Below are 23,343 nucleotides of genomic sequence, written 5' to 3' on the forward strand. Positions count from 1 at the left end.
AGGCGCTGGGGTGATTGTGCTGGCGGCCGATAGTTTCGTCAACAACCGTGTGTCGGTGCGGAAAAATGTTGCTGCGTTTCATGCGGGCGCCGCCGGCGCTGTTGTTGTTAAGCCGCCACCTTCAGGCGGGAAAGTGTTGTAGATGCCTCGCATCTGGCAATAAGTTCTTGCAAATGCCTTTGGGCATGAATTAAATTGTCGGCCTTCTACAAGCCGGCAGCCACTGCCGGGGGCGGGGGGACACCCGTTCGCGCCGGCTGGCCGGCGCCAGCACAAGAGAAAGCGGGAGACGCTGCTTGGAACACTCTTTGTAAGCTTATTAAAATTCTGGGGAAGTCAATGATCAAGAAGTCGAACATCCACAAGCGTCTCGCCCGCACCCACGGCGCGATGCTGGCCTTGAGCGCCGCCCTGCCTATCGGCTCGGCGATGGCCCAGTCGGCCGCCGCGCCCGCCGCCGCGCCGCAATTGGAAACGGTCACCGTCACCGCGCAGCGCCGCAAGGAAAACATCCGCGAGGTGCCGGTCTCGGTGACGCTGCTGCGCGACGAAAAACTCGACGTGCTGGTCTCCGGCGGCCAGGACATCCGCGTGTTGGCCGGCAAGGTGCCGAGCCTGAACGTGGAGTCGTCGAACGGGCGCACCTTCCCGCGCTTTTACATCCGCGGCTACGGCAACACCGACTTCAGCACCTTCGCCTCGCAGCCGGTCTCGCTGATCTACGACGACGTGGTGCAGGAAAATCCCATCCTGAAGGGCTTCCCGATCTTCGACCTGGCCGGCGTGGAAGTGCTGCGCGGTCCGCAGGGCACGCTGTTCGGCCGCAACACCCCGGCCGGCGTCGTCAAATTCGAGTCGGAAAAGCCGAAGCTGGCGACAGTGGAAGGCTATTACAACGTCTCCGTCGCCAGCCACAACACGGCCAACGCCGACGGCGCCGTCAACGTCCCGCTGAGCAAGGAATGGGCGATGCGCGTGTCGGCGCTGCGCCAGCACCGCGACGACTACGTCGACAACAGCTTCACCGGCGCCAAGGACGCGCTGGACGGCTACAACGAACACGCCGAGCGGGTGCAGTTGCTGTACGCGCCGAACGGCCAGTTCAACGCGCTGTTCAACCTGCACCAGCGCGCCACCACGGGCAGCTCGCGCCTGTTTTACGCCAACTTGATTAAAAAGGGGACGAACGACATCGTCGACGGCTACGACGCCGGGCAGTCGCATACCAACGGCCAGAACTTCCAGCGCCTGCGCAGCAACGGCGGCAGCGTGCGCCTGAGCTGGGACCTCGACAGCGTCAAGCTGTTCTCGATCACCGGCTACGAAGGCGTCGACGACTACCTGAGCCGCGGCGACATCGACGGCGGCGCCAAGACCGGCCCCGGCTTCATCCCCTTCCAGGTGGAAAGCGCCGGCGGCATCGGCGCCGTCAAGCAGTACAGCCAGGAATTCCGGGTCGAGTCGAAAAACGCCGGCCCGCTGAACTGGCAGAGCGGCCTCTACTACTTCAACGAAGACGCCAACGGCTATACCGACGGCTTCAACAGCGACAGCGGCGCGCGCACCACGCACCTGGCCAGCCACCAGAAGAACACCGCCTGGGCGGCGTTCGGCTCGCTCAACTACGCCTTCAGCGACGCCTTCACGCTGCGCGGCGGCCTGCGCTACACCACCGACAAGAAAGACTTCAACACGGTCGAGGCGCTCAACGTGGTGCAGATCGGACCGAACGGCGTGGCCGAGAGCAAGAACAAGGTCAACTGGGACGTCAGCGGCAGCTACAAGATGAACCGGGACGTCAACGTCTACGCCCGCGTCGCCACCGGTTTCCGCGCGCCGAGCATCGCCGCCGCCAACAGCCAGGTGCCGATCACCGTGGCCGACGCCGAGACCATCCTGTCGTACGAGGCCGGCGTCAAGGCCGACTTGATGAACCGGCGCGCCCGCGTCGCCTTCAGCGTCTACAACTTCGACGTCAAGAACCAGCAATTGACCGTCGTCGGCGGCCTGTCGAACGTGACCCGGCTGATCAACGCGGCCAAGACCAAGGGCCACGGCGCCGAGCTGGACCTGGAAGGCTTCGTCACGCCCAGCCTGAAAATGTCGCTGGGCGGCAGCTACAACTTCACCGAGATCAAGGACACCAGCCTGTCCGTCGGCAAGTGCGGTTCGTGCACCGTGACCGATCCGCTGAACGCGGCCGGGCGCGTCGTCATCGACGGCAACCCGCTGCCGCAGGCGCCGAAGTGGATCGTCACCAGCACCGCGCGCTACTCGGTGCCGCTGGCCGACGGCGAACTGTTCGTCTTCACCGACTGGGCCTACCGCAGCAAGATCAACCTGTTCCTGTACGAAGCGGTGGAATACAGCGCCAAACCCTTGCTCGAAGGCGGCTTGCGCGTCGGTTACACCTGGGACAGCGGCAAATATGAAGTGGCCGCCTACGGCCGCAACATCACCGACACCAGGCGCGTCACCGGCGCCATCGATTTTAACAATCGCACCGGCTTCCTCAACGAGCCGCGCATTTGGGGCGTCCAGTTCAAGGGCAACTTCTAAGCCCGTCGACGCTGAGTCGCGCACAACCCGCCCCGGCCCCAGCGCCGCGGCGGGTTGTTTGCTTTCAGGGCGCCGCGGGCGCGCCGCGCCGGCGCAGCAGCTGCGCCCACGCCGGCAGGGCCAGGCGCCAGAAGTCGTCGAGGCTGGCCGCGCGCAGCTCCATGCCGAGGAAGCGCGCCGCCGGCAGCAGCGCCGTGCGCAGCAGCTCGGCGGGCGCGGCGCCGGTGTCGAACGCTTGCGCGCCGGTTTGCTTCGAGAGTTTGTCGCCGGCCGGGTTGGTAACGACGGGCACGTGCAGGTAGGCCGGCCGCGGCAGGCCGAGCAGCCCTTGCAGGTAGATCTGGCGCGGCGTCGAGTCGAGCAGGTCGGCGCCGCGCACCACGTGGGTGACGCCCTGGGCGGCGTCGTCGACGACGACGGCCAGCTGGTAGGCCCAGTAGCCGTCGGCGCGGCGCACGATGAAGTCGCCGACGGCGTCGGCCAGGTCCTGGCGCAGCGCGCCGTGCCAGCGGTCGGTGAAGCCGACCACGCCGCGCGGCGCCGGCGGCACGCGCAGGCGCAGCGCGCGCACGGCGCGCCCGGCGGCGATGCCGTTGCGGCAGGCGCCGGAATACACCGGCGGCGCCGCCGCCCGGGCGGCGCCGGGGTCGGCCCGCGCATCGAGGATTTCGCGGCGCGAGCAGGCGCAGGGGTAGATGTCGGCGCGCAGGGCGCCGGCCGCCGCCTCGTACAGCGCCAGGCGTTCGCTTTGCCAGGCGACATCGCCGTCCCAGTGCATGCCGCAGCGCCGCAGCGAGGCCAGGATGGCGCGGTCGGCGCCGACCACGTTGCGGTCCCAGTCGAGGTCTTCGATGCGCACCAGCCATTGGCCGTGGTGCACTTTGGCGTCCAGGTAGCTGGCCAGCGCCGCCACCAGCGAACCCAGATGCAGCGTGCCGGTGGGGGAGGGGGCGAAGCGGCCGACGTAGCGGCGGGTGTCGCGTTCTGATGTCATTCGAAGCCGGCAGGTAGACTTTAAAGTTAACAGTGTGATTATGCTATTCTATTCCTTGTGCCGTTTTTTGTCGGGGCGGCGTGGGGGACGCGCCGCACACCCGGGGCGAGGGCCGGGGCGGCAACGGTGTTTTTTTGCCCGGCGCGGCGTTGATACAACAATGCGCGGCGCGCTTGCGCGTAGAATCGTCCAGACACACATTGCTTCGTGTTAACAGATTCGTTCACTGCATTGGAGGAAATATGGTTAGTCAGCAATCCCGACGTCAGAATCAGCGTTGGTCGGCTTACACTTTGCGCGGCATCGCCTTCGGCGTCTTGGCCGTCGCCGCGCAGTGCGCCGGCGCGCTCGAAAACCTCCCCGCCTATAACACCTACCAGGCGGTGCCGTTCGTGGTCGGCGGCGGCGGCTTGGCCAGCGACATGGTCGGCTATTTGAACGACAAGCTCAAAGGCAAGTACCACTTCGATTTGACCGTGCTGCCGCGCGACAAGCTCAACCAGACGCTGGAGAAGGAGCCGAACTTCAAGGGGGTGGTGCTGTTCCTCAATCCGATGTTCGTGGGCGACCCGGACAAGAAAAAATACCATTGGACCCCGGCCGTTATCGCCGACTCGAACGCGGTCATTTCGCTGAACACGAAGAAGGTCGATTATGTCGACCCGGACTCGCTGAAGGGCTTGAAGTTCGCCGGCGTGGCCGGCAACCGCTACGCCGGCCTGGATGATCGCTTCGGCAAGGATATCCAGCGCGAGAACAGTAACGAGGAGTTGTCGAACATCCGCAAGGTGTCGTCCGGCAAGGCCGACGTCACCATTATGGCGTCGAGCACGTACCGCTTCCTGCTCAAGCAGTTGGGCGACGCCAGCCCAGTCAAGTCGACGCTGTACCTGTCGCCGAAGCCGCACGCGAAATTCGACCGCTTCCTGTTCAGCGCGAACGGCGACGCCGCGCTGGCCAAGGAGCTTGACGCGGTGGCCGCCGGCATGAAGGGTGATCCGGCCTGGAAGGCCATCACCGGCAAGTACGGACTCGAGTGAACGTGGCGCCGGCCGGCGTGCGGGCGCCGTCGTGGCGCGTTTGCCTGGGCCTGCCGGCCTTGGCGCTGGCGCTGGCGTCGGGGCCGGCGCGCGCCGCGCCGATCGTGCTGGCGGTGAACCAGTGGTGCCCGTATATCTGCGAGCTGGCCAGCGCCCGCCGCGGCATCCTGGTCGACGTCATCACCGAGCTGTTCGCGGCCGAGGGTCTGGCCGTGTCCTTCGTTAACATGCCGCTGTCGCGCGGCGTCCAATCCGCCCGCGGCGGCCAGATCGACGGCGTCGTCGGCATCCTGCCGGCGCTGGCGCCGGACTTGCTCTTTCCCGACCAGCCCGTCATCGACACGCAATTTTGTTTCTTCACCGACGCCGGCAGCGCCTGGCGCTTCGGCGGCTTCGGCAGGAAGTACGGCGGCGTCGCGCTGGGCGTGGCCCATGGCAAGGTGGTCGATGCGCGCCTGGCGCGCGCGTTCGACAAGGTGGCGCGGGTCAGCGGCGAGGGCGTGACCCGGCGCATGGTCACGATGCTGCAGTTGCATCGCCTGGACGCGCTGCTCGAGGAGCGCCGCAGCGTGGAGTATGTGCTGGCGACGCAGCACCTGGCGCCGCTGAGGATGGCCGGCTGCATTGAGCGCAAGTACGAGTATGTCGGCTTCGCGCCGGGCGGCGCGCGTGCGCGCGACTATGCGCAGATGTTTTCCGGGGGGATGGTGAAGCTGCGCGATTCCGGGCGTCTGGCGCAGATCGTGGCCGCGTATGGCGACGCCGGCAAGCGGCAGGGCGTTAGCGGGCGCCATGAAGGCGCCGCGACGGTGCAAGGCGCCGTGGTCGGACCCTCATTCCGCCCAGTTATGGTGCCGTAGGCCGGATCCGGGGGGGGGGGGGCGCCGGGGCGGACGCGTAATCCGACGCCGAGCCGCCGCCGAGCCGCCGCCGACGCCAGCCGGGTTACGCCGTTCCGGCTAACCCGATCTACGGCCTTTGGGTCTGCCCCCGGACTCGCGGCGTTGGTTTGGATGAACTCAACGCCGCAGCCGTGCGGGCGGCGAGGTCCGCTTAGAAGTGGTATTCGGCGCGGATCATCGGCGTTTTGGCGGTGTTGCCAACGCCGCCGGTGGTGGCGTCGGTGTTGCCGAACTTGTTGTTCCAGTACTGGTATTGCAGGCCGACGCGGAAGGTGTTCTTGGCTTTGCCCATGGCGGCGCCGACGTCGAGCATCAGTTGCATGTCGATGTTGGTTTCCACGCCGGTTTTGCGCCCCACCTCGTCGTTGCCCTTGGCGTCGATGACGTTGGCGAAGCCTTCGAACGACAGCAGCGGCGTCACCGGGATGCCCCACACCGCGTTGAGCATGGCGTGGGTCTTGTAGGTGTAGCGCCCGTTGACGTTGGAGATCGGCGCGAAGGCGCCGCTCGGCGCGTTGCTTTCACGCAGCAGCAACAGGCTGGTGTTGAGGAAGCCGGGCACGTCCCACATCAGCGTGGGGCCGGCCACCAGCATGCGCTTGCGCGAGTTGTAGCCGGTGTCGTTCTTGGTGTTGAGGTCGAAACCGGCGGTCACGCCGACGCCGCGCACCGGGCCGAATTTGATGTCGCTGCCGCGCAGTTTGCCGATGTCGAGCGTGTGGCGGTAGAGGATGTAGGCTTCGCTGGCGCCCGAACGCTGGTTCAACGAACCCGGGTCCTTGCTGTCGGACATCAGGTAGTCGACGTTGACGAAGTTGCTGCCGTATTTGTAGCCGCTGGCGTGGGTCAGTCCGACGATGTTTTTCTTGATGTCGTTCGGGTTGAACGGTTCGCGGTAGTCGCTGCCGGCGCGCCAGCTGATCGAGGTGTCGCTCCAGTCGGCGGCGTGGGCGCCGGCGGACAGGCTCAGGATGGCGGCGAAACACAGGCGGGGAACGAGACTCGATGTTGTTTTGTACACTTGAAACTCCTCTTGACGTTGCATGAAAAAAACATGGCGCTGGCGGCGTCGACAACCAGACTAGCCCGGCAATGATGCGAGAAGCGCCCCCTCGCGGGCTGCCAGGGCGGTTAATAGTTGGTATATTCGAGCTGATATAATAGTCGGATTTTCGTACCGGCAGGGGCTGGCGGCAACGGCGTCGGCCGTTGGCTATCGTGTAAATAGTTTCCCGGTGTTGTTTTTACGCTGAAAGTCTGCGCCGGCGCAATGACCGATGCGGATAATCGGGACAGATGCCGATACGATACATGGCGTTGGCGGCCCGCCGTGGCGCCGATTCCGATGAATTGTTGGTGACCGTTCGAGAACGATAAAAACGACATGACGACCCGCCTGGAACTACACGACATCACCAAGCGCTACCCTTCCGTGGTGGCCAACGACGCCATCCATTTGACGGTCGAGCCGGGCCAGATCCACGCCGTGCTGGGCGAGAACGGCGCCGGCAAGTCGACGCTGATGAAGATCATCTACGGCTCGGTGAAACCGGACGCCGGCCGGGTGCTGTGGAACGGCAGGGAAGTGCACATTGCCAACCCGGCGATGGCGCGCGAGCTCGGCATCGCCATGGTGTTCCAGCACTTTTCGCTGTTCGACACGCTGACGGTGACGGAAAACATCGCCCTCGGCCTGCCCGCCGACACCAAACTCGACGAGCTGGCCCGGCGCATCGAGGCCACCGCCAGCCAGTACGGCCTGGAACTGGAGCCGCAGCGCCACGTGCACACGCTGTCGGTGGGCGAGTGCCAGCGCGTCGAGATCGTGCGCGCGCTGCTGGCCAAGCCGCAACTGCTGATCCTCGACGAGCCGACCTCGGTGCTGACGCCGGGCGCCGTCGAGAAGCTGTTCGGCACGCTGCGCCAGTTGGCGGCCGAGGGTTGCAGCATCCTCTACATCAGCCATAAGCTCGACGAGATCCGGGCGCTGTGCCACACCTGCACGGTGGTGCGCGCCGGCAAGAACAGCGGCGTCTGCGACCCGCGCGAAGAGTCCGCCGCCAGCCTGTCGCGCCTGATGATCGGTGCGGAACCGCCGGCCCTCACCCACGTCGAGCGCGCGCCCGGCGCCAGCATGCTGGCGGTGAACCAGCTGTGCCTGTCGAAGAGCCACCCGTTCGCCACCGCGTTGCAAGACGTTTGCTTCGAGCTGCGCGCCGGCGAGATCGTCGGCCTGGCCGGCGTTTCCGGCAACGGCCAGCAGGAATTGATGGCGGCGCTGTCGGGCGAGGACCCGCGCGCGGCGCCCGCTTCCATCATGCTGGGCGGCGTCGCGGCCGGGCGCCTGGCGCCCGGGCGGCGGCGCGCCCTCGGCTTCGGCTTCGTGCCGGAGGAGCGCCTGGGCCGCGGCGCGGTGCCGGAGATGTCGCTGGCCGACAACGTGCTGCTGAGTCTGCAAACCGGGGCCACCGTCAAGCGCGGCTTCGTGCGCGGCAAGGCCATCGCGGCGATGGCGGCGGCGATCATCGCCCGCTTCGGCGTCAAGGCCGGCGGGCCGCACGCGCCGGCGCGCAGCCTGTCGGGCGGCAACCTGCAAAAATACATCGTCGGGCGCGAAGTCATGCGCGCCCCGAGCGTGCTGGTGGTGGCGCAACCGACCTGGGGCGTCGACGTCGGCGCCGCCGCGCAGATCCGCGCCGAGCTGGTGGCGCTGCGCGACGCCGGCTGCGCGCTGCTGGTCATTTCCGAGGAGCTCGACGAATTGTTCCAGATCGCCGACCGCCTGCATGTGATCGCGAAGGGGCGGCTGTCGCCGTCGATCAAGACCGCCGACGCCAGCGTCGCGCTGGTCGGCCAATGGATGAGCGGCCTGTGGCCGCAGCCGGCGCCGCGGGCCAGCCATGCCGGGGGCAAGCATGTTTAAACTCGAAGCGCGCGCCACGCCGTCGGCGGCGATGTCCTGGTGCTCGCCGCTGCTGGCGCTGCTGTTGACGGTGTTGTGCGGCGCGCTGCTGTTCGTCGCGCTGGGCAAGGACCCGCTGGCCGGCCTGGCGGTGTTTTTCTGGGAGCCGATGAAGGACTTGCGCGGCCTGTCGGAGCTGGGCGTGAAGGTGGCGCCGCTGCTGTTGATCGCCGTCGGCCTGGCGGTGTGCTACCGCGCCAACGTCTACAACATCGGCGCCGAGGGCCAGTTCGTCGTCGGCGCCGTCAGCGGCGGCGCCGCCGCGCTCTACTTCGACGACGCCGGCGCCGCCGGCGCGTGGGTGACGGCGCTGGTGCTGCTGGCCGGCATGGCCGGCGGCATGGCCTGGGCCGGCGTCACGGCGTTCCTGCGCGACCGTTTCAACGCCAGCGAAATCCTGGTCTCGCTGATGCTGGTGTATATCGCCCAATTGCTGCTGAGCTACCTGGTGTACGGCGTGCTGAAGGACCCGGAGGGGTTCAATTTTCCGCAGTCAAAGCTGCTGTCGGAGGCGCTGCTGCTGCCGATCGTGCTGCCCGGCACGCGCCTGCACCTGGGAATAATCCTGGCGCTGCTGGCCTCGGTCGGCGGCTGGCTGTTCCTGTCGAAAAGCATGGCCGGTTTCCGCCTGCGCGTCGGCGGCATGGCGCCGGCGGCGGCGCGCTACGCCGGCTTCTCGGCGCGCAAATCGCTGTGGACCTCGATGCTGCTGTGCGGCGCGCTGGCCGGCCTGGCCGGCACCTGCGAAGTGCTGGGGCCGCTGGGCCAGTTGACGCCGTCGGTGTCGCCCGGCTACGGCTTCGCCGCCATCATCGTCGCCTACGTCGGCCGGCTGCACCCGGTCGGCGTGGTCTTCTCCAGCTTCATCATGGCGATGTTTTACATCGGCGGCGAACTGGCGCAGTCGCGCCTGGGCCTGCCAAGCGCGATCACCGGCGTGTTCCAGGGCGTGCTGCTGTTCGCGCTGCTGGCCTGCGACGTGCTGATCCACTACAAACTGCGTGTTAGCCGGAACCCATAATGGACGCCATCGCCCTCCTGATCGCCGCCAGCATCAACGCCGGCACCCCCCTGATGCTGGCCGCGCTGGGCTTGCTGATCAATGAAAAATCCGGCGTCGTCAACCTCGGCGCCGAGGGCATGATGCTGATCGGCGCCGTGGTCGGCTTCGCCGTCGCCGTCAACAGCGGCAGCCCGGCGCTGGGTTTCGCCGCCGGCGCCGGCGCCAGCGTGGTGCTGGCCGGCTTCTTCGCCTGGATGACGGTGTGGCTGGGCACCAACCAGTACGCCACCGGCCTGGCGCTGGCGCTGTTCGGCGGCGGCGCCTCGACCTACATCGGCATCAACTACGTCGGCAACAGCCTGAGCAACGGCAGCTTCGGCGTGCCCTGGTTGCAGGACCTGCCCTTCGTCGGCCCGGCGCTGTTCCGCCAGCACCCGATGGTGTACCTGGCGCTGCTGCTGTGCGCGGCCATCGCCTGCTTCCTGTACCGCAGCCGCGCCGGCCTGGTGCTGCGCGCGGTCGGCGAGTCGCCGTCGTCGGCGCATTCGCTGGGTTACGACGTGCGCCGCATCCGCCTCGCCGCGATCCTCTTCGGCGGCGCCTGCTGCGGCCTGGCCGGCGCCTTCATGTCGCTGGTCTACACCCCGCTGTGGGTGGAGAATATGGTGGCCGGGCGCGGCTGGATCGCGCTGGCCTTGACCACCTTCGCCACCTGGCGCCCGGCGCGCGTGGTCGGCGGCGCCTACCTGTTCGGCGGCATCACCATTTTGACGTACTCGGTGCAGGGCGAGGGCGTGGCGGTCGCCTCGCAACTGCTGTCGATGCTGCCCTACCTGGCCACCATCGTGGTGCTGGTGCTTATTTCGAGCAACGCCAACTACATCAAATTGAACATGCCCGCGTCGCTCGGCAAGTATTTCAAGCCGGGCGCCTGAGGCGTTTTACGTTGCTGCGCCGTTGTCTCCCCCGCGGCGGGGCCGGAAGGTAGGTGGGGGGAGCCAACACGAGGAAAATCATGTCCAAAAAAATCTTGCGCGCCGCGCTATGCACGCTTGTCTTGTCGCCCGTGGCGACGCTGGCCGCGGCCGCCGCGCCGCTCAACGTCGGCTTTGTGTATATCAGCCCGATCGGCGACGCCGGCTGGACCACGCAGCATGACATCGCGCGCAAGGAAATGGAAAAGGCGCTGGGCCCGAAGATCACCACCAAGTACGTCGAAAACGTGCCCGAGGGCGCCGACTCGGAACGCGTCATCCGCGACCTGGCGCAGCAGGGCAGCAAGCTCGTCATCACCACCTCGTTCGGCTACATGAACCCGACGCTGAAGGTGGCCAAGCAATTCCCCGACGTCAAATTCATCCACGTGACCGGCTATAAAACCGCCGCCAACGTCGGCAACACCAACGCCCGCTTCTACGAGGGCCGCTATCTGGCCGGCGTGCTGGCCGGCAAAATGAGCAAAACCCACACCGCCGGCTACGTGGCGGCCTTCCCGATCCCCGAAGTGCTGCAGGGCGTCAACGCGTTCGCGCGCGGCATGCGCAGCGTCGATCCGAAGGCGCAGGTGAAGGTGATCTGGGTCAACAGCTGGTTCGACCCGGGCAAGGAGCGCGACGCCGCCATCACGCTGCTGGGCCAGGGCGCCGACGTGGTCACCCACCACACCGACTCGACCGCCGTGGTCCAGGCCGCCGAGGAAAAGGGCAAGTACGCGATCGCCTACCACTCGGACATGAAAAAATACGGTTCGAAAGCGCAACTGGGTGCCGTAACGCATCATTGGGGTGCATACTATGCGAAACAGGCGCAGGCGGTAATCGACGGCAGCTGGAAGCCGAGCAGCGTCTGGGGCGGCATCAAGGACGGCATGGTCAAGCTCGAAGGCATCAACGCGGCGGTGCCGGCCGACGTCAGGCAGTTCGTCGCGGCGCGCGAGAAGGACCTCGTCAGCGGCGCGCTGGCGCCGTTCGCCGGGCCGATGAAGGACAACGAGGGCAAGCTCCGCCTCGACAAGGGCACGCTCGGCGACGACGCGCTCAACAAGATGGACTATTTCGTCGAAGGCGTGCTCGGCAAGGTGTCGAACAAGTAGGCGGCGGCAGGGCGGCGGCGGCGGACGGGCGGCAGGTGGCGTCCGCCCGCCGCCGTCCTTGCTGCCGTGGCAGCATCGATCGATGATCCGGATCGCCCATCGGATCAAGCCGGCCCGGCACCGGTCCGGTATGCGAGGAGAGTGGTTTCATGGACAGACTGGAAATTTTCAAGAGCATCGCCACCCAGGCCGGCAGGGGCGAACTGACCTTCCCGGCGAACGTCAGCGCGACGTTGAAACTGCAGCAGGCGCTGGACGACCCGGACTGCCACATCGACGCCGCCGCCAAGATGGTGATGGCCGAACCGGTGCTGTCGGCGCGCACCGTGGCCATCGCCAACTCGGCCGCCTACAACCGCAGCGGCGACGAAATCACCAGCGTGCGCGTGGCCGTCAGCCGGCTCGGCTTTCGCACGCTGAAATCGATGGTCGCCTCGGTCATCGTGCGCCAGCTCGGCAGCAGCATCACCGACCCGATGCTGCGCGCCAAATCGGCCAGGCTGTGGGAGCACACCGCCCACGTGGCCGCGCTGGCCCAGGTGATCGGCAAGAAAATCAGCCGCATCGACCCGGAAACGGCGATGTTCGCCGCCATCGTGCACGAGGTCGGCGGCTTCTACCTGCTGTCGCGCGCCGAGGAGTATCCGGGCCTGCTCGACGACAACACCGAAGACTGGATCGAATACGGCGAAAAACTGATCGGCCGCGGCGTGCTGCGCCAGCTCGGCGTGCCCGACCAGGTGCTGCAGGCGGTCGAAGGCATGTGGCACGGCGGCGCCAACACGCCGCCGCGCACCCTTGGCGACACGCTGCTGCTGGCCAACGACCTGGCGCGCGTGGTCTCGCCGCTGCACCCGCCGGAAAGCGCCAACGCGCGCCAGGTGGCGGCGATGATCGACTTCGAGACCGGCGGCAGCACGCTGCACGGCATCCTCGACGACTCGGCCGAGGAAATTGAATCGCTGACGGCGGCGCTGCTGGTGTAGCCCGCGCCGGCGCCCGAAAAAAAGCCCCGCCTGGCGCCGCGGGGCTTTTTTTCGTCCACACGCCGCCGGGGCCACACCGGGGACAGACCACGATTTCCGGGAAATTCTTTCCCGGAAATCGTGGTCTGTCCCCATGGCTTTACAATGCCCCCTCCATCCCATTCACAAATGACAATAGGATCCCATGCAAAACGTGTACTCCTCATTCGCCGCGAGCGTGCTGGCCACAAGCCTGGCGCTGGCGTTCCCCGCCCACGCCGCGCCCACCGCGCCCACCGTGCAGGAAGCGCCGCTGCGCGCCCACCTCGCCCTGCTGGCCAGCGACGCGCTGGAAGGGCGCGGCACCGGCCAGCGCGGCGCCGACCTGACCGTCGCCTATCTGGAAAGCCAGGCCATCGTCGCCGGGCTCAAGCCGGTACGGGGCGGCGGCTACCGCCAGTCCGTCAAGATCGCCGGCGTCAAGGTTTTGCCGGCCGAAAGCAGCGTCCACCTGCAGGCCGGCGGCAAGGCCTTGCCGCTGGAGTACGGCCGCGACTGGGTCTGGATGGCCGGCGACGCCACGCCCTCGCGCACGCTGGACGCCGGGCTGCTGTTCGTCGGCTACGGCATCAGCGCGCCGGAGCAGGACTGGGACGATTTCAAGGGCGTCGACTGTGAAGGCAAGGTGCTGGTGGTGATGGTCAACGACCCCTTGCCGAGCGCCGCCGAGCCGGAGCGCTTCGGCGGCAAGGCGCTGACCTATTACGGCCGCTGGACCTATAAACTGGAAGAAGCCAAGCGCCGCGGCGCCGCCGGCGTGCTGCTCATCCACACCGACGCCTCGGCCACCTACGGTTGGGGCGTGGTGCAAAGCAGCTGGGGCGGCGGCGAGCGCTTCCAGCTGACCGGGGCCAGCGCCGGCACCGCGCTGCAGGGCTGGATCGCCGACGCGGCGGCGCGCGCGCTGTTCAGCGCCGGCGGCCAGGACCTCGACCTGCTGCGCGCGGCGGCCGAGCGCAAGGACTTCCGCCCGGTCGCGCTGGCCGCCCGCGCCGCCGGCGAGATGAAGTCCGTGGTGCGGCAGTTCGAACAATTCAACGTCGCCGGCCTGGTGCCCGGCAGCGATCCCAAGCTCAAGGACGAAGTCGTCATCTACAGCGCCCACTGGGACCACCTGGGCGTGCACGCCGGCCCCGGCGACCGCGTCTTCAACGGCGCCGTCGACAACGCCTCGGGCGTGGCGGCGCTGCTGGCGATGGCCAAGGAGGCGGCCTTGCAACCGGCCCGGCGCAGCCAGATGTTCCTGTGGCTGGCCGGCGAGGAGGAGGGCCTGCTGGGCAGCACGGCGTACGCCGCCAGCCCGCTGTGGCCGCTGGAAAAGACCGCCGCCAACCTTAACCTCGACAGCCTCAACTTCGTCGGCGCCACCCGCGACATTGGCGCCGACGGCAGCGAACGCAGCGAGTTGGGACAGATGGCGCGGGCGGTCGCCAAAGGCATGGGCATGCGCGTCGCCGCGGCCGAGCCGGACCTGGCCGGCGGCTATTTCCGCAGCGACCATTTCAGCTTCGCCAAGGCGGGAGTGCCGGCGTTCTCGGTCGAGGCGGGGCGCGACTACCTGCGCGACCCGGCGGCGGCCAAGGCGAAAATGAAGGCGTACCGGGCGCGCTACCACCAGGCCAGCGACGAGTACGACCCGAGCTGGGATCTGTCGGGCATGACGCAACAGGCGCAGTTCACGCTAAACCTGGGGCTGGCGGTGGCGAACGCGCCGCGGATGCCGGCGTGGAAAGCCGGCGACGCCTTCGGCAAGGTGCGCGCCGTCAAGCCGGGTCCGCGCCAGTGGCCCGCAGTTGGTCGGGTTAGCCCATAGGGCGTAACCCGACAACGTCGGCCCCGCGTCCGGCTTTTTTGATGTTCGATACTAACGCTTCAGCGCGAGCGTGATGGTGGTGCCGCTCAGGTCGATGCCCTTGATGGCGATGCTGCCGAAGCTCGGCCCGTCGGAGCCTTTGACGCGGATGTTCTGGAAGCTGATTTCGCCGATCGAGCTGGGCAGGCGCAAGGTCAGCGAGCCGTCCTTGTTGATGGCCGCCGCCGCCATCGCCGGGTCGTAGACGACGTCTTTCATGCTGACGTCGGCCTGCAAAAAACCCAGCACCGGGTTGAGCAGTTTGGCGACGTCGCCGCTGATGGCCAGGCTGCGCTGCTTGCCCTGTTCGCGCACCTGCAGCAGCAATTCCTCGTTCAGGCCCTGCGCCGAGGTGTTGTCCAATTCCTCCTCGCTGAGCGCTTGCGGGCCGGCGCCGGCGCCGCCGCGGTTGGGTAGCATGGTGGCGCTGGCGGCCAGCGTCGGCAGCGCCTCCACCGCGTAGGTTTCCAGCGGCGCCAGCATGGCGGTGACGATGGCCGCCGCCATGCGCAATTGGCGTTGCTTGCGCAGCGCTTCCCGCACGTGCTGGTGTGTGACCAGGTTCCACTCGGCCAGAATGTCGCCGAGGCGCTGGCCGGTGCCGCGCTGGCGCTCGATGGCGCGCGCCAGTTGCTCCTCCGAGATCAGCCTGCGCTTGACCAGCAGTTGTCCGATTTGCGATTTGCTTTGATGTTGTGTCAGCCAGCCCATGTCACTCTCCCCGGTCAATTCAAATGGTCGCGCGCAGCAGCGGCGCGCGCAGCGCCTCGTCGAGCGTCTGCGCGCATTCGCTCAGGTGGGCCCGGGTTTCGCGGTCGAGCGATTTGCCGGGCAGCCCCGCGCGCAGCAGCGCCCGCAGCGCGATGGCGTTTTGCCGTTGCAGGCTGCGCACGTCGGCCGGCGCGCCCGGCCCCGGCCGCAGCAGCGCGCCGGCCAGCCGTTTCAAGTGTTCGCGTTGCAGGTTGCGGCGCTGCGCCGGGATGTTCTTGCCTTGCTTGAGTTCGCTCCAGACCGCGCCCTGCACGCTGGCGTACAGTTCGCCCAGCGACAGCGTGGGCGCGCCGCCGGCCTCGGCGGCCTGGGCGTCGAGCAGGCGCGCCGCCACCGCGTCGGCCAGCACCTGGTCGAGCGCGTTGCTTTGCAGCGCCAGCACGCGCCGGCCGACGGCGATGTCGGGCTGCTGCTCGAAGTGGTCGATGCCGAGCCGGCTGATCAGCGCCGGCGAGAAGCGCAAGCTGTCGGCGGCGAACACGCTGTCGGTGATCAGCGCCAGCGCGGCGCGCTGGCTGTGCAGCGCCACCGGCGTGAACGGCGCGCGCGCGGTGCCGGCGTGGTCGCGCAGCATGCGCACGCCGCCGATGTACTTGAGCGCCACCGGCAGCGTCGCGGCCAGCTGGCTGAAGCCCTCGTTGAGGCCGCGGCGCAGCGTGGCGTAGCTTTCGCCGTCCGGCAGCCGGCGCGTTTCCAGCCGTTGCCACAACTCGCGCGTCAGGCCCAGGCGCTGGCGCGCGTATAGCAGCGGGTCGTCGCCGAGGTCGAAGGCGTTGACCTCGGGGTCGGCGACGTTGGCTTGCGCGTCCTCGTCGGTGCCGTAGGCCAGCGCCGGCTCGCTCGAGCGCGCGGCGATTTCTGCGAGCAGCTGCTTTTCGTCCGCCGCCGGCAGCGTCTTGTAGGCGTATTCGATGGCCCAGTAGTCGTAGGGGCCGAGCGTTTCGTTGACGTACGGACCCTGCGCCTGGCCCGGCGCGGCCAGGTTGAAGGGCAGGTAGTCCATCACCGAGCCGGCCAGCGGGCGCTGCTTGCCGAAGCGCGGGTCTTGCAACTGGCGCAGGCTGTAGATGGTGGACGCGCGGAAGTTGTGGCGCAGCCCGAGGGTGTGGCCGACCTCGTGCATGATCACCTGGCGCACGTAGGCCTGGGCCAGCGCCTCGGCCTGCGGCCCGGCCAGGTCCGCTTCGACGCCGCCGCGGGCGGCCAGCAGGTCGAGCGCGAAGTGGATGTCGGCGCCGCCGCCGTGGCCGCCGTGGCCATACTCGCACAGCGCGGCGCCTGCCGCCGCCGCGCCGGCGCCGCCAGCCGAACCCGGCTCGGGGTGGTCGGCGGCGAAGCGCCGCGCGCTGCGGGCGTAGACGTCGGACATGGCGATGTCGGCGTCGAGGATTTCGCCGCTGCGCGGGTCGACCTGCACCGGGCCGGCGGCGAAACCGACGTCGCTGCCGAGGAACCAGCGGATCGAGGCGTGGCGCGCGTCGAGCGTGTCGAAGGCATCCTGCTCGCTTTGCTGCCTGACCACGATGGCGTTCTTGAAGCCGATTTTTTCAAACGCGCGGTTCCATTCGAGCACGCCCTCGGCCACCGCGCGGCGGTATTTCAGCGGCACGTTTTTGTCGATCCAGTAGACGATCGGCTGCTTCGGTTCGCGCGGCGCGCCGGGCCCGCCCGTGTCGGCGGCATTGGCGGCATCGGCGGCGTCGGCCGGTTCGAGGCGCCAGCGGTAGACGTGGCGCAGCGCGGTGCCGGCGCTCAGGTCGTCGGAATAGTCGTGCACGGTGGTGGCGAAATGGCCGATGCGGTCGTCGGCCGCGCGCCCCGGCATGACGCTGGCCGGCAGCGCCGCGAAGCTGTAGTAGAAGCCGGCGAACAGGCTGCGCGGGTCGGGCATGGCCGGCGCCGGCGCGCCCGGCTGGCCGGGCGCCGGCGCCGGCAGGCGCGCCAGCGCGAAGTGGGCGTTGACTTGCAGCCCGGTCAGGCCGGCGTCGCCGCGCGCGCTGGCGAAGCTGCTGTTGCGCGCGTCGAGCTGGTAGGGCAGGCGGTAGGCGCTTTCGAGCTGGGTCGCGTAGCCCGGGATGTCGGTCAGCAGCAGGGCGTTGGCTTCGACCAGGAAAGCCTTGCTGGCCGGGTGCGCGGCGCTGGCCACCGGCGCGCTGGCCAGCAGGCTGTCGGAGAAGGCCTGGCTGACCGCCAGCGCCTGCGGCGTGCCGGGCGCGGCGCGATAGGCGGTGTTCTTGGCGATCAGCTGGACCTGGTTGCCGACGCGGCGCCACAGCGCGATGCGGCTGCCGCCCATCTGGCCGGCGTACAGGCGGCGTTCGCCGACGCTGTGGCTGACGTTGTAGCTGAGAAAGAACGGCTGTTCAAGCTGCTCCGGGCGCAGCGCGATCCAGATCTTCTCGTCCTGCTGCCACAACGTAAACAGGCCCTTGAGTTCGCGCGCGTCCTTGACGACGAACTGGAACGGCCGCGCCGCCGGTTCAAGCCGGGCCAGCAGCGCGTTGGCCTGGCTTTGCGCGGCGGCGGCGGCCGCGGCGGCGTCGTTGGCGCGGGCGTGCTGCGGCTGCAACGCCGCCGCCGCGAGAAAAACCCACAGGCCAAGCCGCGGGCTCAGACCCCCGGGGTCCGACCCCAGGTTCACGCCCTTGGTTTGGCCGGCGCCGGCGCCGCGCCGGCGCCGCAGAACATCGCTCATAGTAAGCATGCGCGGTAACCCCCCTTACGCCGACAGTTTGTGCGGATGCCGCGTCAGCAGCGGCGCGGCGTCGCCGGCGATGTCGGACGGGGCGCGGCCGAACCAGCGCTTGCAGGCGCGGTAAAAGGCGCTCGGCTCGGAAAAGCCGAGCTGGAAGCTGAGCATTTTCAGCGACAGCTCGCCGCTGTTGAGCGACTGCCGCGCCAGTTCGCGGCGGGTGTCGTCGACCAGCGTGGTAAAGCTGGTGCCCTCCTCGGCCAGGCGGCGCTGCAGCGTGCGCTCGCTCATCATCATGCGCGCGGCGACGTCGTCGCGCAGCGGCGGCCCCTTCGGCAGCATGCACGCCAGCAGCGCCTGCACCTTGGCGCTGAAGGTGGGCGGCTCGGCCCGCGCCAGCGTGGCCAGCACGTTGCCGCTGGCCGCCTGCGGCAGCGCCATCACCATGTCGGTGTCGGCGAACTCCATGACGTTGTGCGGCATGTTGAAGTGCACCGGGCAGCCGAAGGTGTCGGCGTAGACCTGGGCGTTGGCCGGCTTCGGAAAGGCGTACTCGACCAGCACCGGGGTGGCGTCGTCGCGCCCGGAGGCGCAACGCAGCGTGCGCAGCAGCACGCACCAGACGAAGTCGTAGCGTTGTTGCGGCACCACCCGCTGCGCGCCCGGCAACAACATGCCGACCCGGGTGTGGCCGTGGCAGCGTTCGATGGTGCTTTGCACCGTCGGCGAGACCAGCATGATGTGGCCCATCACGCCGAGCCAGCCGAGGCGGTGCGGCGTCGAGATCTTCAAGCCCAGCAGCGGGTCGCCCGAACTCTCCACCAGCAATTCCCACAGGTGGCTGAGCTTGTCGGACAGCGACAGCGCGTCGCAGGCCAGGCCGTCGCCCTCGTCCAGGCCGGCCTGCTTGAACAGCGCCTCGGCCTCGAAGCCGGAGTTGGCCAGGCGCGACTTGACGCCGCGCACCAGGTGCAGCGCGGAAGAGTAGCTCATGGCGCCCCCCCCGTTGCCGACATACTGCGATCAATAAAGTGCATGAACAAGATGGATCTCCCTGTGGTCATCACTGCAATCGGGCATGCGTAAAACGTGTTTCAAGGCGTGACCGCGGCGCGCAGGCGCAGGCCGATGCGTTCCTTCAAGCCTTGCAGCTTGGGGTCGATGGCGCCGCGGGTGTCGGCGGCGACGCCCTCGCCGAGCAGCTTTTGCATCTCCGGCAGCATCGCCTCGAACTTGCGCTTGACCGGCGACTCCAGGATCGCCACCATCTGCCGCAGCTCGTCCTCGCTGAAGCGCTCGGCCAGCAGCGGCGCGACGGTGCTGGGGATCAGCTTTTGCGCGCTGGCGCGCACCACCGGCGCCGCCTCGTCCATGAATTTCTTGGCCTCGCCGACCACCTCGCTCATGGCGGCGTCGCGCTTGTCCGGCGCGGCGCGGCCCTGCAGCATGGCGCGCGCCTGCTGCACCGCGTCGCCCACCGGCACCTGCAGCATCGACTGGCCGATGGCGTCGATATGCCACAGTTGCAGCACCTGGCGCACCAGTTCCTGCTTGGCGGCCGGCACGGCGGCCGGGGCCGGGGCGGCGGCGGCGGCGCCGCACAGGGCCGCCAGTATGATTGTCGCGCTTGCTTTCAACATCGAAACCTCCTCTGTGAGTGATATCAGTGAAACATCAGTGAAACCGTCATGGCTGCTTAAAAACGTTTGTTGTAACTGACGCCGACATAGCGCACCCGGATGTTGCCGGCCACGTCTTCGCCGGCGTAGGGGTTGTAGATCACGTTGAACAGCTTGTTGCAGTTCAGATTGCAGTCGCTGTTGGCCGGCGCGTTGAAATGCCCGACCATGTAGCTGGCCGTCAGGCTGACGTCGCTCTTCGGGCTCAGCTGGTAGCCCAGGCCGAAGCTGTACAGCCTGGTGTCCGGCAGCGGCGCGATCAAGTCGATCTTGTTGCCCGGGATCGAACTCTTGCGCGGCTCGTAGCCGAAGCGCACGGTCAGCTTCTCGGTCGGCAACAGCTGCAGGCCGTAGCCCATGTTGAGCACGCTCTTATAGCCGCGCGGGATCTTCAACTGGCCCGAGTTGGCGATGCCGTACAGGCGCGCCACCTCGAGCAGCTTGACGCTCTGGTCGAACTGGAACGTCAGCGCGTCCCATTCGGCCCAGCGGGCGTAGCTGGCGTCGACGTTCAGTTGCAGGTAGCGCAGCGGTTTGAGTTTGACGCCGATCTGCACGTGGGCCGGAAACGGGATGGTCGCCGTCAGGTTGCCCTTCTGCTCGGCCGGGATCGAGCTGGGCAGGCCGAGCACGGCGCCGACGATCGGTCCGAACAGGCTGCTGTTCATGCCGTTGACGAAACTGCGCAGCATCGGCTCGGTGTTGAAGGTGTAGGTGCCGGTGTACTGGGTCTTCGAGCCGCCCTGGTAGACCGCGCCCAGCGCGAACCACGGGCGCGGCTCCCACAGCACGCCCAGGTTCAGCGTCGGGTCGAACGGCGCCGTCATCTCCAGGCGCATCCGGGCGGCCTTCTTGAACGGGTTGACCATGCCGTCCTTGCCGCCGCCGCACAGGCCGACGCTGAGCGTGTCGAGGATGTTGCCGCCGTTTTCCGGGCACCAGCCCTGCTGGAACTTGCCGAAGATGCCCAGCAGGCTGTTCGGGAAGCGCATGTCGGTGTCGACGACGAAGGCGGCGTGGGCGATCGGCACCGACACGCCGAAGCGCAGCGTCTCCGAATACTTGTAGCCGACCGACGGCGCCGCGTACACCAGGCGCTGCAACTGCACCTGGCGGCCCTGGAAGCGCGCCGGGTCGTTCGGCTCGGTGGTGCGGTCGATGCTCATCGCCTGCGACATATAGCTCTGGGTGGCGAAGGTGAAGCGCGAACCGGCCCGGTTGAAGGCCATGCCCAGGCCGGGGATCAGCACGCCCGGCAGGCGCCAGCCCGGCTTGCCGTAGGCCGGCACGAACATGCCCTGGCGCACCGGGCCGGAGCTGGCGCCGGACAGCGGGTCGTCGCTCCAGCCGCCGACGTCGAAGCCGGCCGGCGCGCGGATCGTCGCGCCGGTGCGGATCGAGGCGCCGAAGGCGGAAAACGCTTCGCTGTCGCCGACCAGCCGGGCCAGCCCGGCCGGGTTGAAGTGGATCGAGTCGATCGCCGGCGGGTCGGCCGTGACGGCGTTGCCCAGCGCCATCGCGACGACGCTGGTGGTCAGGTTTTCGGTGATCGCCGCCGGCGCCGGCGCGGCGGCGGCGCACGCCGCGGCGGCGGCCAGCAGGCGCGCGCGGGCGGGGACGCGGCGACCCATGTCAGAACGCCAGCGGCAGGCTCAGCCCGACCGACAGGTTGGGCGAGTCGGCCGTCAAGCCGATGCCCACCGACAGGTTGACGGTGGTCTTCGGCGAGACCCGGTAACCCAGCCCGAGGTTGAGCATGCCCGAGGTTTGCATCGTCGTCTTGGCGCTCTTGCCGTCGGAGAAGGTGAGCGTCGAGCCGGCCGAAATCGATTCCTGGAACGAGATCGTCGTCGAGATGCCGTACGACAGCGCGTAGGCGAAGCCGAGGCCGAAGCCGACGCTGGCGCCGGGCTCGACCTTGGTGAGCACGCGCGTGCCGTTGACCTGCCACAGGTGCTTGGCGGGCAGGCTGGCGCCGACGTTGACCGAGCCGAACAGGGCGACCGGGTCGACGATGCGGTTCACGTTCAGGCCGGCGTTGAAGCCGGTCACGCCGCTGCCGGTGGCCTGGCCGCTGCCGGCGACGACCTTGAACGGGCTGCGCCCGGACGGCAGGCGCACGCTGGCCGTGGCGGTCAGGTTGGGGCGGTCGCGCTGGGCCGCCAGCGGCTGCCAGCGCAGGCCCAGGCCGAGGTCGCCCAGCGAATTGGAGACGCCGCTTTTGCCGCGCGACTCGGCGTACTTCGACAGCACCGGCAGCGTGACGTTGCCGGTCAGGTTGTCGAGCAGGCCGTAGTCGGCCGAGAAGGTGTTGGTGATGGTGTGCGAGCTGGTGTTCTCGATGTCGAACAGGGTGATGTTGCCGGCCGACAGGTCGGTGATGATTTTTTCCTGGCCGATGTAGCTGTAGTTGAGGTCGTAGTTGAACTGGAACTGCTGGCGGCGGATCAGCGAATACTGCTTGTCGACCGCCGTCAGGGTCTGCTTCAGCAGCGCGCTCTGGTCGCCCTCGCCCTCGCGCTTGGCCAGCGCGTCGCGCGCCGCGTCCGAGCTGGCCGGGGCCGGCGCCGCCGGGCTTTCCTGGGCCAGCGCGGGGGCGGCCAGCAGCAGCCAGGCGCAGGCGAGGCTGGCTGGCGGGATGCGAATCTTCATGGTGAGTCCTTGTCGAAAAGTGGAAGCGAAGGGGAGGGCGTGCCTACTGGCGGCGCATCCAGGTGCCGCTGGCGCCCGAATTGATGGCCCGTTCCAGCAGGTGGGTCTGGTTTTCCAGCGCGCCGAGGCGGGCGCGGTTGCTGACGCGGTCCATGTCGACGACGCCGAGTTCGCGGTCGCTCAGCGCCAGTTGCGCCGGCAGCGGCGCGTTCTTGGCCGGGTAGACGATGAACAGGGTGTTCTTGTCCCACAGCGCGGCGAATTCGGCCAGCGAGAAGACGATGTTGCCGGCCGACGGGTCGGCGATGTAGACGACGCCGTCGCGGATGCCGCGCAGCACCACGAAGTGCTTGGCGCCGGCGTAGTCGATCGGCACGATGGCCGGATGCTCGAGCGCCAGCAAGTCCTTGATCTCGGCGCGGAAGCCGGCCCCCTCGACGCCCAGCGCGGCGACGTAGCGCTTCATGTCGAGCAGGGAAAAACCGCGCCGCTCGATGATCTTTTCCTTCTCGCCGCGCTCGAGCATGCCCTCCATGGCCTGCTGTTCGCTGACCTTCAGGCCGAGGTGGAAATTCAGGATGGTCACCAGGGCGGCCGAGCCGCAGCTGTAGTCGAAGGCCTGGCGCACGATGTGGCGGTACTTCAGCTCGGAGTACGGCTCCATCCGCACCGCCTGGCTGTAGGCGCCGCCGCCCAGCAGCGGCTGCGGCATCTGGTACTGGCCCTTGGGGCGGTCCAGCGGCGTGTGCCGCTCGACGACGCCGGCGCCGGCGATCAGCGCCGCCAGCACGCCCAGCAGGATCATCATCATGGCGCACCGCCGGCGCCGGGCAGCCGCGCCGGGCCGGCGCGCGAAGTGAATCGATACAGGCTTACCCGAGGCGTCCGGCGCCCCATGACTGCGTCCATCTTGTCTCCAATGTCTCTAATAAGAACGGTCGTGCTTTATTAAGCCGACAGGTTTTCTTTATATTTTTGTAACTTATTAACGCATGATTCCAGTGCCCGGGGCAACTTATAAAATTAGATCGCTGCCTCTAGGATTTTCTTCAAAACTTATGCTAACGCAAACAACGGTCGCACGGCACGGGCGCCACTGTGCATGGCTCGCAGGGTCAAG

18 protein-coding genes are annotated in these 23,343 nt (G+C 68.0%); 9 read left to right on the plus strand and 9 right to left on the minus strand.

All coding sequences use genetic code 11. From position 1 onward, the window contains the following. Positions 1-339 precede the first annotated feature (339 nt). On the plus strand, positions 340-2,559 hold the full coding sequence (locus JANGC3_RS0122150; RefSeq protein ID WP_017878677.1) for a TonB-dependent receptor: 2,220 nt from the start codon (positions 340-342) through the stop codon (positions 2,557-2,559). A 64-nt stretch (positions 2,560-2,623) separates the two neighbouring features. Here the strand turns inward: JANGC3_RS0122150 and gluQRS are convergent, their stop codons facing one another. Beyond that, complete coding sequence (gene gluQRS, locus JANGC3_RS0122155; RefSeq protein WP_017878678.1) at positions 2,624-3,553, minus strand: tRNA glutamyl-Q(34) synthetase GluQRS; 930 nt, start codon at positions 3,551-3,553, stop codon at positions 2,624-2,626. Between the two features lie 293 nt (positions 3,554-3,846). Between gluQRS and JANGC3_RS30960 the strand changes: the two genes are divergently transcribed. Together JANGC3_RS30960 and JANGC3_RS0122165 are read left to right on the plus strand one after the other, a co-directional pair. Continuing rightward, positions 3,847-4,593: a substrate-binding periplasmic protein gene (locus JANGC3_RS30960; protein WP_017878679.1), complete on the plus strand. Its 747-nt coding sequence runs from the start codon at positions 3,847-3,849 to the stop codon at positions 4,591-4,593. After that, a complete protein-coding gene (locus tag JANGC3_RS0122165) occupies positions 4,590-5,453 on the plus strand; it encodes a substrate-binding periplasmic protein (RefSeq protein ID WP_017878680.1) in 864 nt (287 codons plus the stop codon). Before JANGC3_RS30960 ends, JANGC3_RS0122165 begins: the two co-directional genes overlap by 4 nt. 193 nt (positions 5,454-5,646) lie before the next feature. Here JANGC3_RS0122165 and JANGC3_RS0122170 read toward each other — a convergent pair whose 3' ends face one another. After that, positions 5,647-6,516, minus strand: a complete 870-nt coding sequence (locus JANGC3_RS0122170) for a BLLF1 multi-domain protein (RefSeq protein WP_017878681.1) — start codon at positions 6,514-6,516, stop codon at positions 5,647-5,649. 363 nt (positions 6,517-6,879) lie between these two features. On the opposite strand from JANGC3_RS0122170, the gene JANGC3_RS0122175 reads away from it, so the two are divergent. The 6 genes from JANGC3_RS0122175 to JANGC3_RS0122200 all read left to right on the plus strand — a co-directional run bounded on the left by JANGC3_RS0122175 (position 6,880) and on the right by JANGC3_RS0122200 (position 14,390). Then, complete coding sequence (locus tag JANGC3_RS0122175; protein WP_017878682.1) at positions 6,880-8,418, plus strand: ABC transporter ATP-binding protein; 1,539 nt, start codon at positions 6,880-6,882, stop codon at positions 8,416-8,418. Beyond that, the gene (locus tag JANGC3_RS0122180) at positions 8,411-9,478 is read left to right on the plus strand and encodes an ABC transporter permease (RefSeq protein ID WP_017878683.1); all 1,068 of its coding nucleotides are present in this window, start codon (positions 8,411-8,413) and stop codon (positions 9,476-9,478) included. Before JANGC3_RS0122175 ends, JANGC3_RS0122180 begins: the two co-directional genes overlap by 8 nt. Further along, positions 9,478-10,395, plus strand: a complete 918-nt coding sequence (locus tag JANGC3_RS0122185) for an ABC transporter permease (protein ID WP_017878684.1) — start codon at positions 9,478-9,480, stop codon at positions 10,393-10,395. The genes JANGC3_RS0122180 and JANGC3_RS0122185 overlap by 1 nt, the downstream gene beginning before the upstream one ends. 80 nt (positions 10,396-10,475) lie before the next feature. Then, the gene (locus JANGC3_RS0122190; protein ID WP_026133344.1) at positions 10,476-11,552 is read left to right on the plus strand and encodes a BMP family ABC transporter substrate-binding protein; all 1,077 of its coding nucleotides are present in this window, start codon (positions 10,476-10,478) and stop codon (positions 11,550-11,552) included. 149 nt (positions 11,553-11,701) lie between these two features. After that, positions 11,702-12,538: an HDOD domain-containing protein gene (locus JANGC3_RS0122195; RefSeq protein ID WP_017878686.1), complete on the plus strand. Its 837-nt coding sequence runs from the start codon at positions 11,702-11,704 to the stop codon at positions 12,536-12,538. Between the two features lie 184 nt (positions 12,539-12,722). Continuing rightward, the gene (locus JANGC3_RS0122200; protein ID WP_017878687.1) at positions 12,723-14,390 is read left to right on the plus strand and encodes a M28 family peptidase; all 1,668 of its coding nucleotides are present in this window, start codon (positions 12,723-12,725) and stop codon (positions 14,388-14,390) included. A gap of 51 nt (positions 14,391-14,441) precedes the next feature. On the opposite strand, the gene JANGC3_RS0122205 is transcribed toward JANGC3_RS0122200, so the two are convergent. From JANGC3_RS0122205 to JANGC3_RS0122235, 7 genes are all read right to left on the minus strand, one after another. Then, complete coding sequence (locus JANGC3_RS0122205) at positions 14,442-15,140, minus strand: hypothetical protein (RefSeq protein ID WP_017878688.1); 699 nt, start codon at positions 15,138-15,140, stop codon at positions 14,442-14,444. A gap of 19 nt (positions 15,141-15,159) precedes the next feature. After that, positions 15,160-17,895, minus strand: a complete 2,736-nt coding sequence (locus JANGC3_RS0122210) for a zinc-dependent metalloprotease (RefSeq protein ID WP_017878689.1) — start codon at positions 17,893-17,895, stop codon at positions 15,160-15,162. Between the two features lie 24 nt (positions 17,896-17,919). Beyond that, the gene (locus JANGC3_RS0122215; RefSeq protein ID WP_017878690.1) at positions 17,920-18,885 is read right to left on the minus strand and encodes an AraC family transcriptional regulator; all 966 of its coding nucleotides are present in this window, start codon (positions 18,883-18,885) and stop codon (positions 17,920-17,922) included. A 101-nt stretch (positions 18,886-18,986) separates the two neighbouring features. After that, the gene (locus JANGC3_RS0122220; RefSeq protein ID WP_017878691.1) at positions 18,987-19,532 is read right to left on the minus strand and encodes a hypothetical protein; all 546 of its coding nucleotides are present in this window, start codon (positions 19,530-19,532) and stop codon (positions 18,987-18,989) included. 56 nt (positions 19,533-19,588) lie between these two features. Next, complete coding sequence (locus JANGC3_RS0122225) at positions 19,589-21,202, minus strand: OmpP1/FadL family transporter (RefSeq protein WP_017878692.1); 1,614 nt, start codon at positions 21,200-21,202, stop codon at positions 19,589-19,591. 1 nt (position 21,203) lies between these two features. Beyond that, entirely contained in the window at positions 21,204-22,223 is a 1,020-nt protein-coding gene (locus JANGC3_RS0122230) for a hypothetical protein (RefSeq protein ID WP_017878693.1), read from the minus strand. A gap of 43 nt (positions 22,224-22,266) precedes the next feature. Further along, positions 22,267-23,034, minus strand: a complete 768-nt coding sequence (locus tag JANGC3_RS0122235) for a C39 family peptidase (protein WP_026133345.1) — start codon at positions 23,032-23,034, stop codon at positions 22,267-22,269. Between the last annotated feature and the right edge of the window lie 309 nt (positions 23,035-23,343).

The sequence above is a fragment of the Janthinobacterium sp. CG3 genome (genome assembly GCF_000344615.1).
Classification (GTDB): domain Bacteria; phylum Pseudomonadota; class Gammaproteobacteria; order Burkholderiales; family Burkholderiaceae_D; genus Janthinobacterium.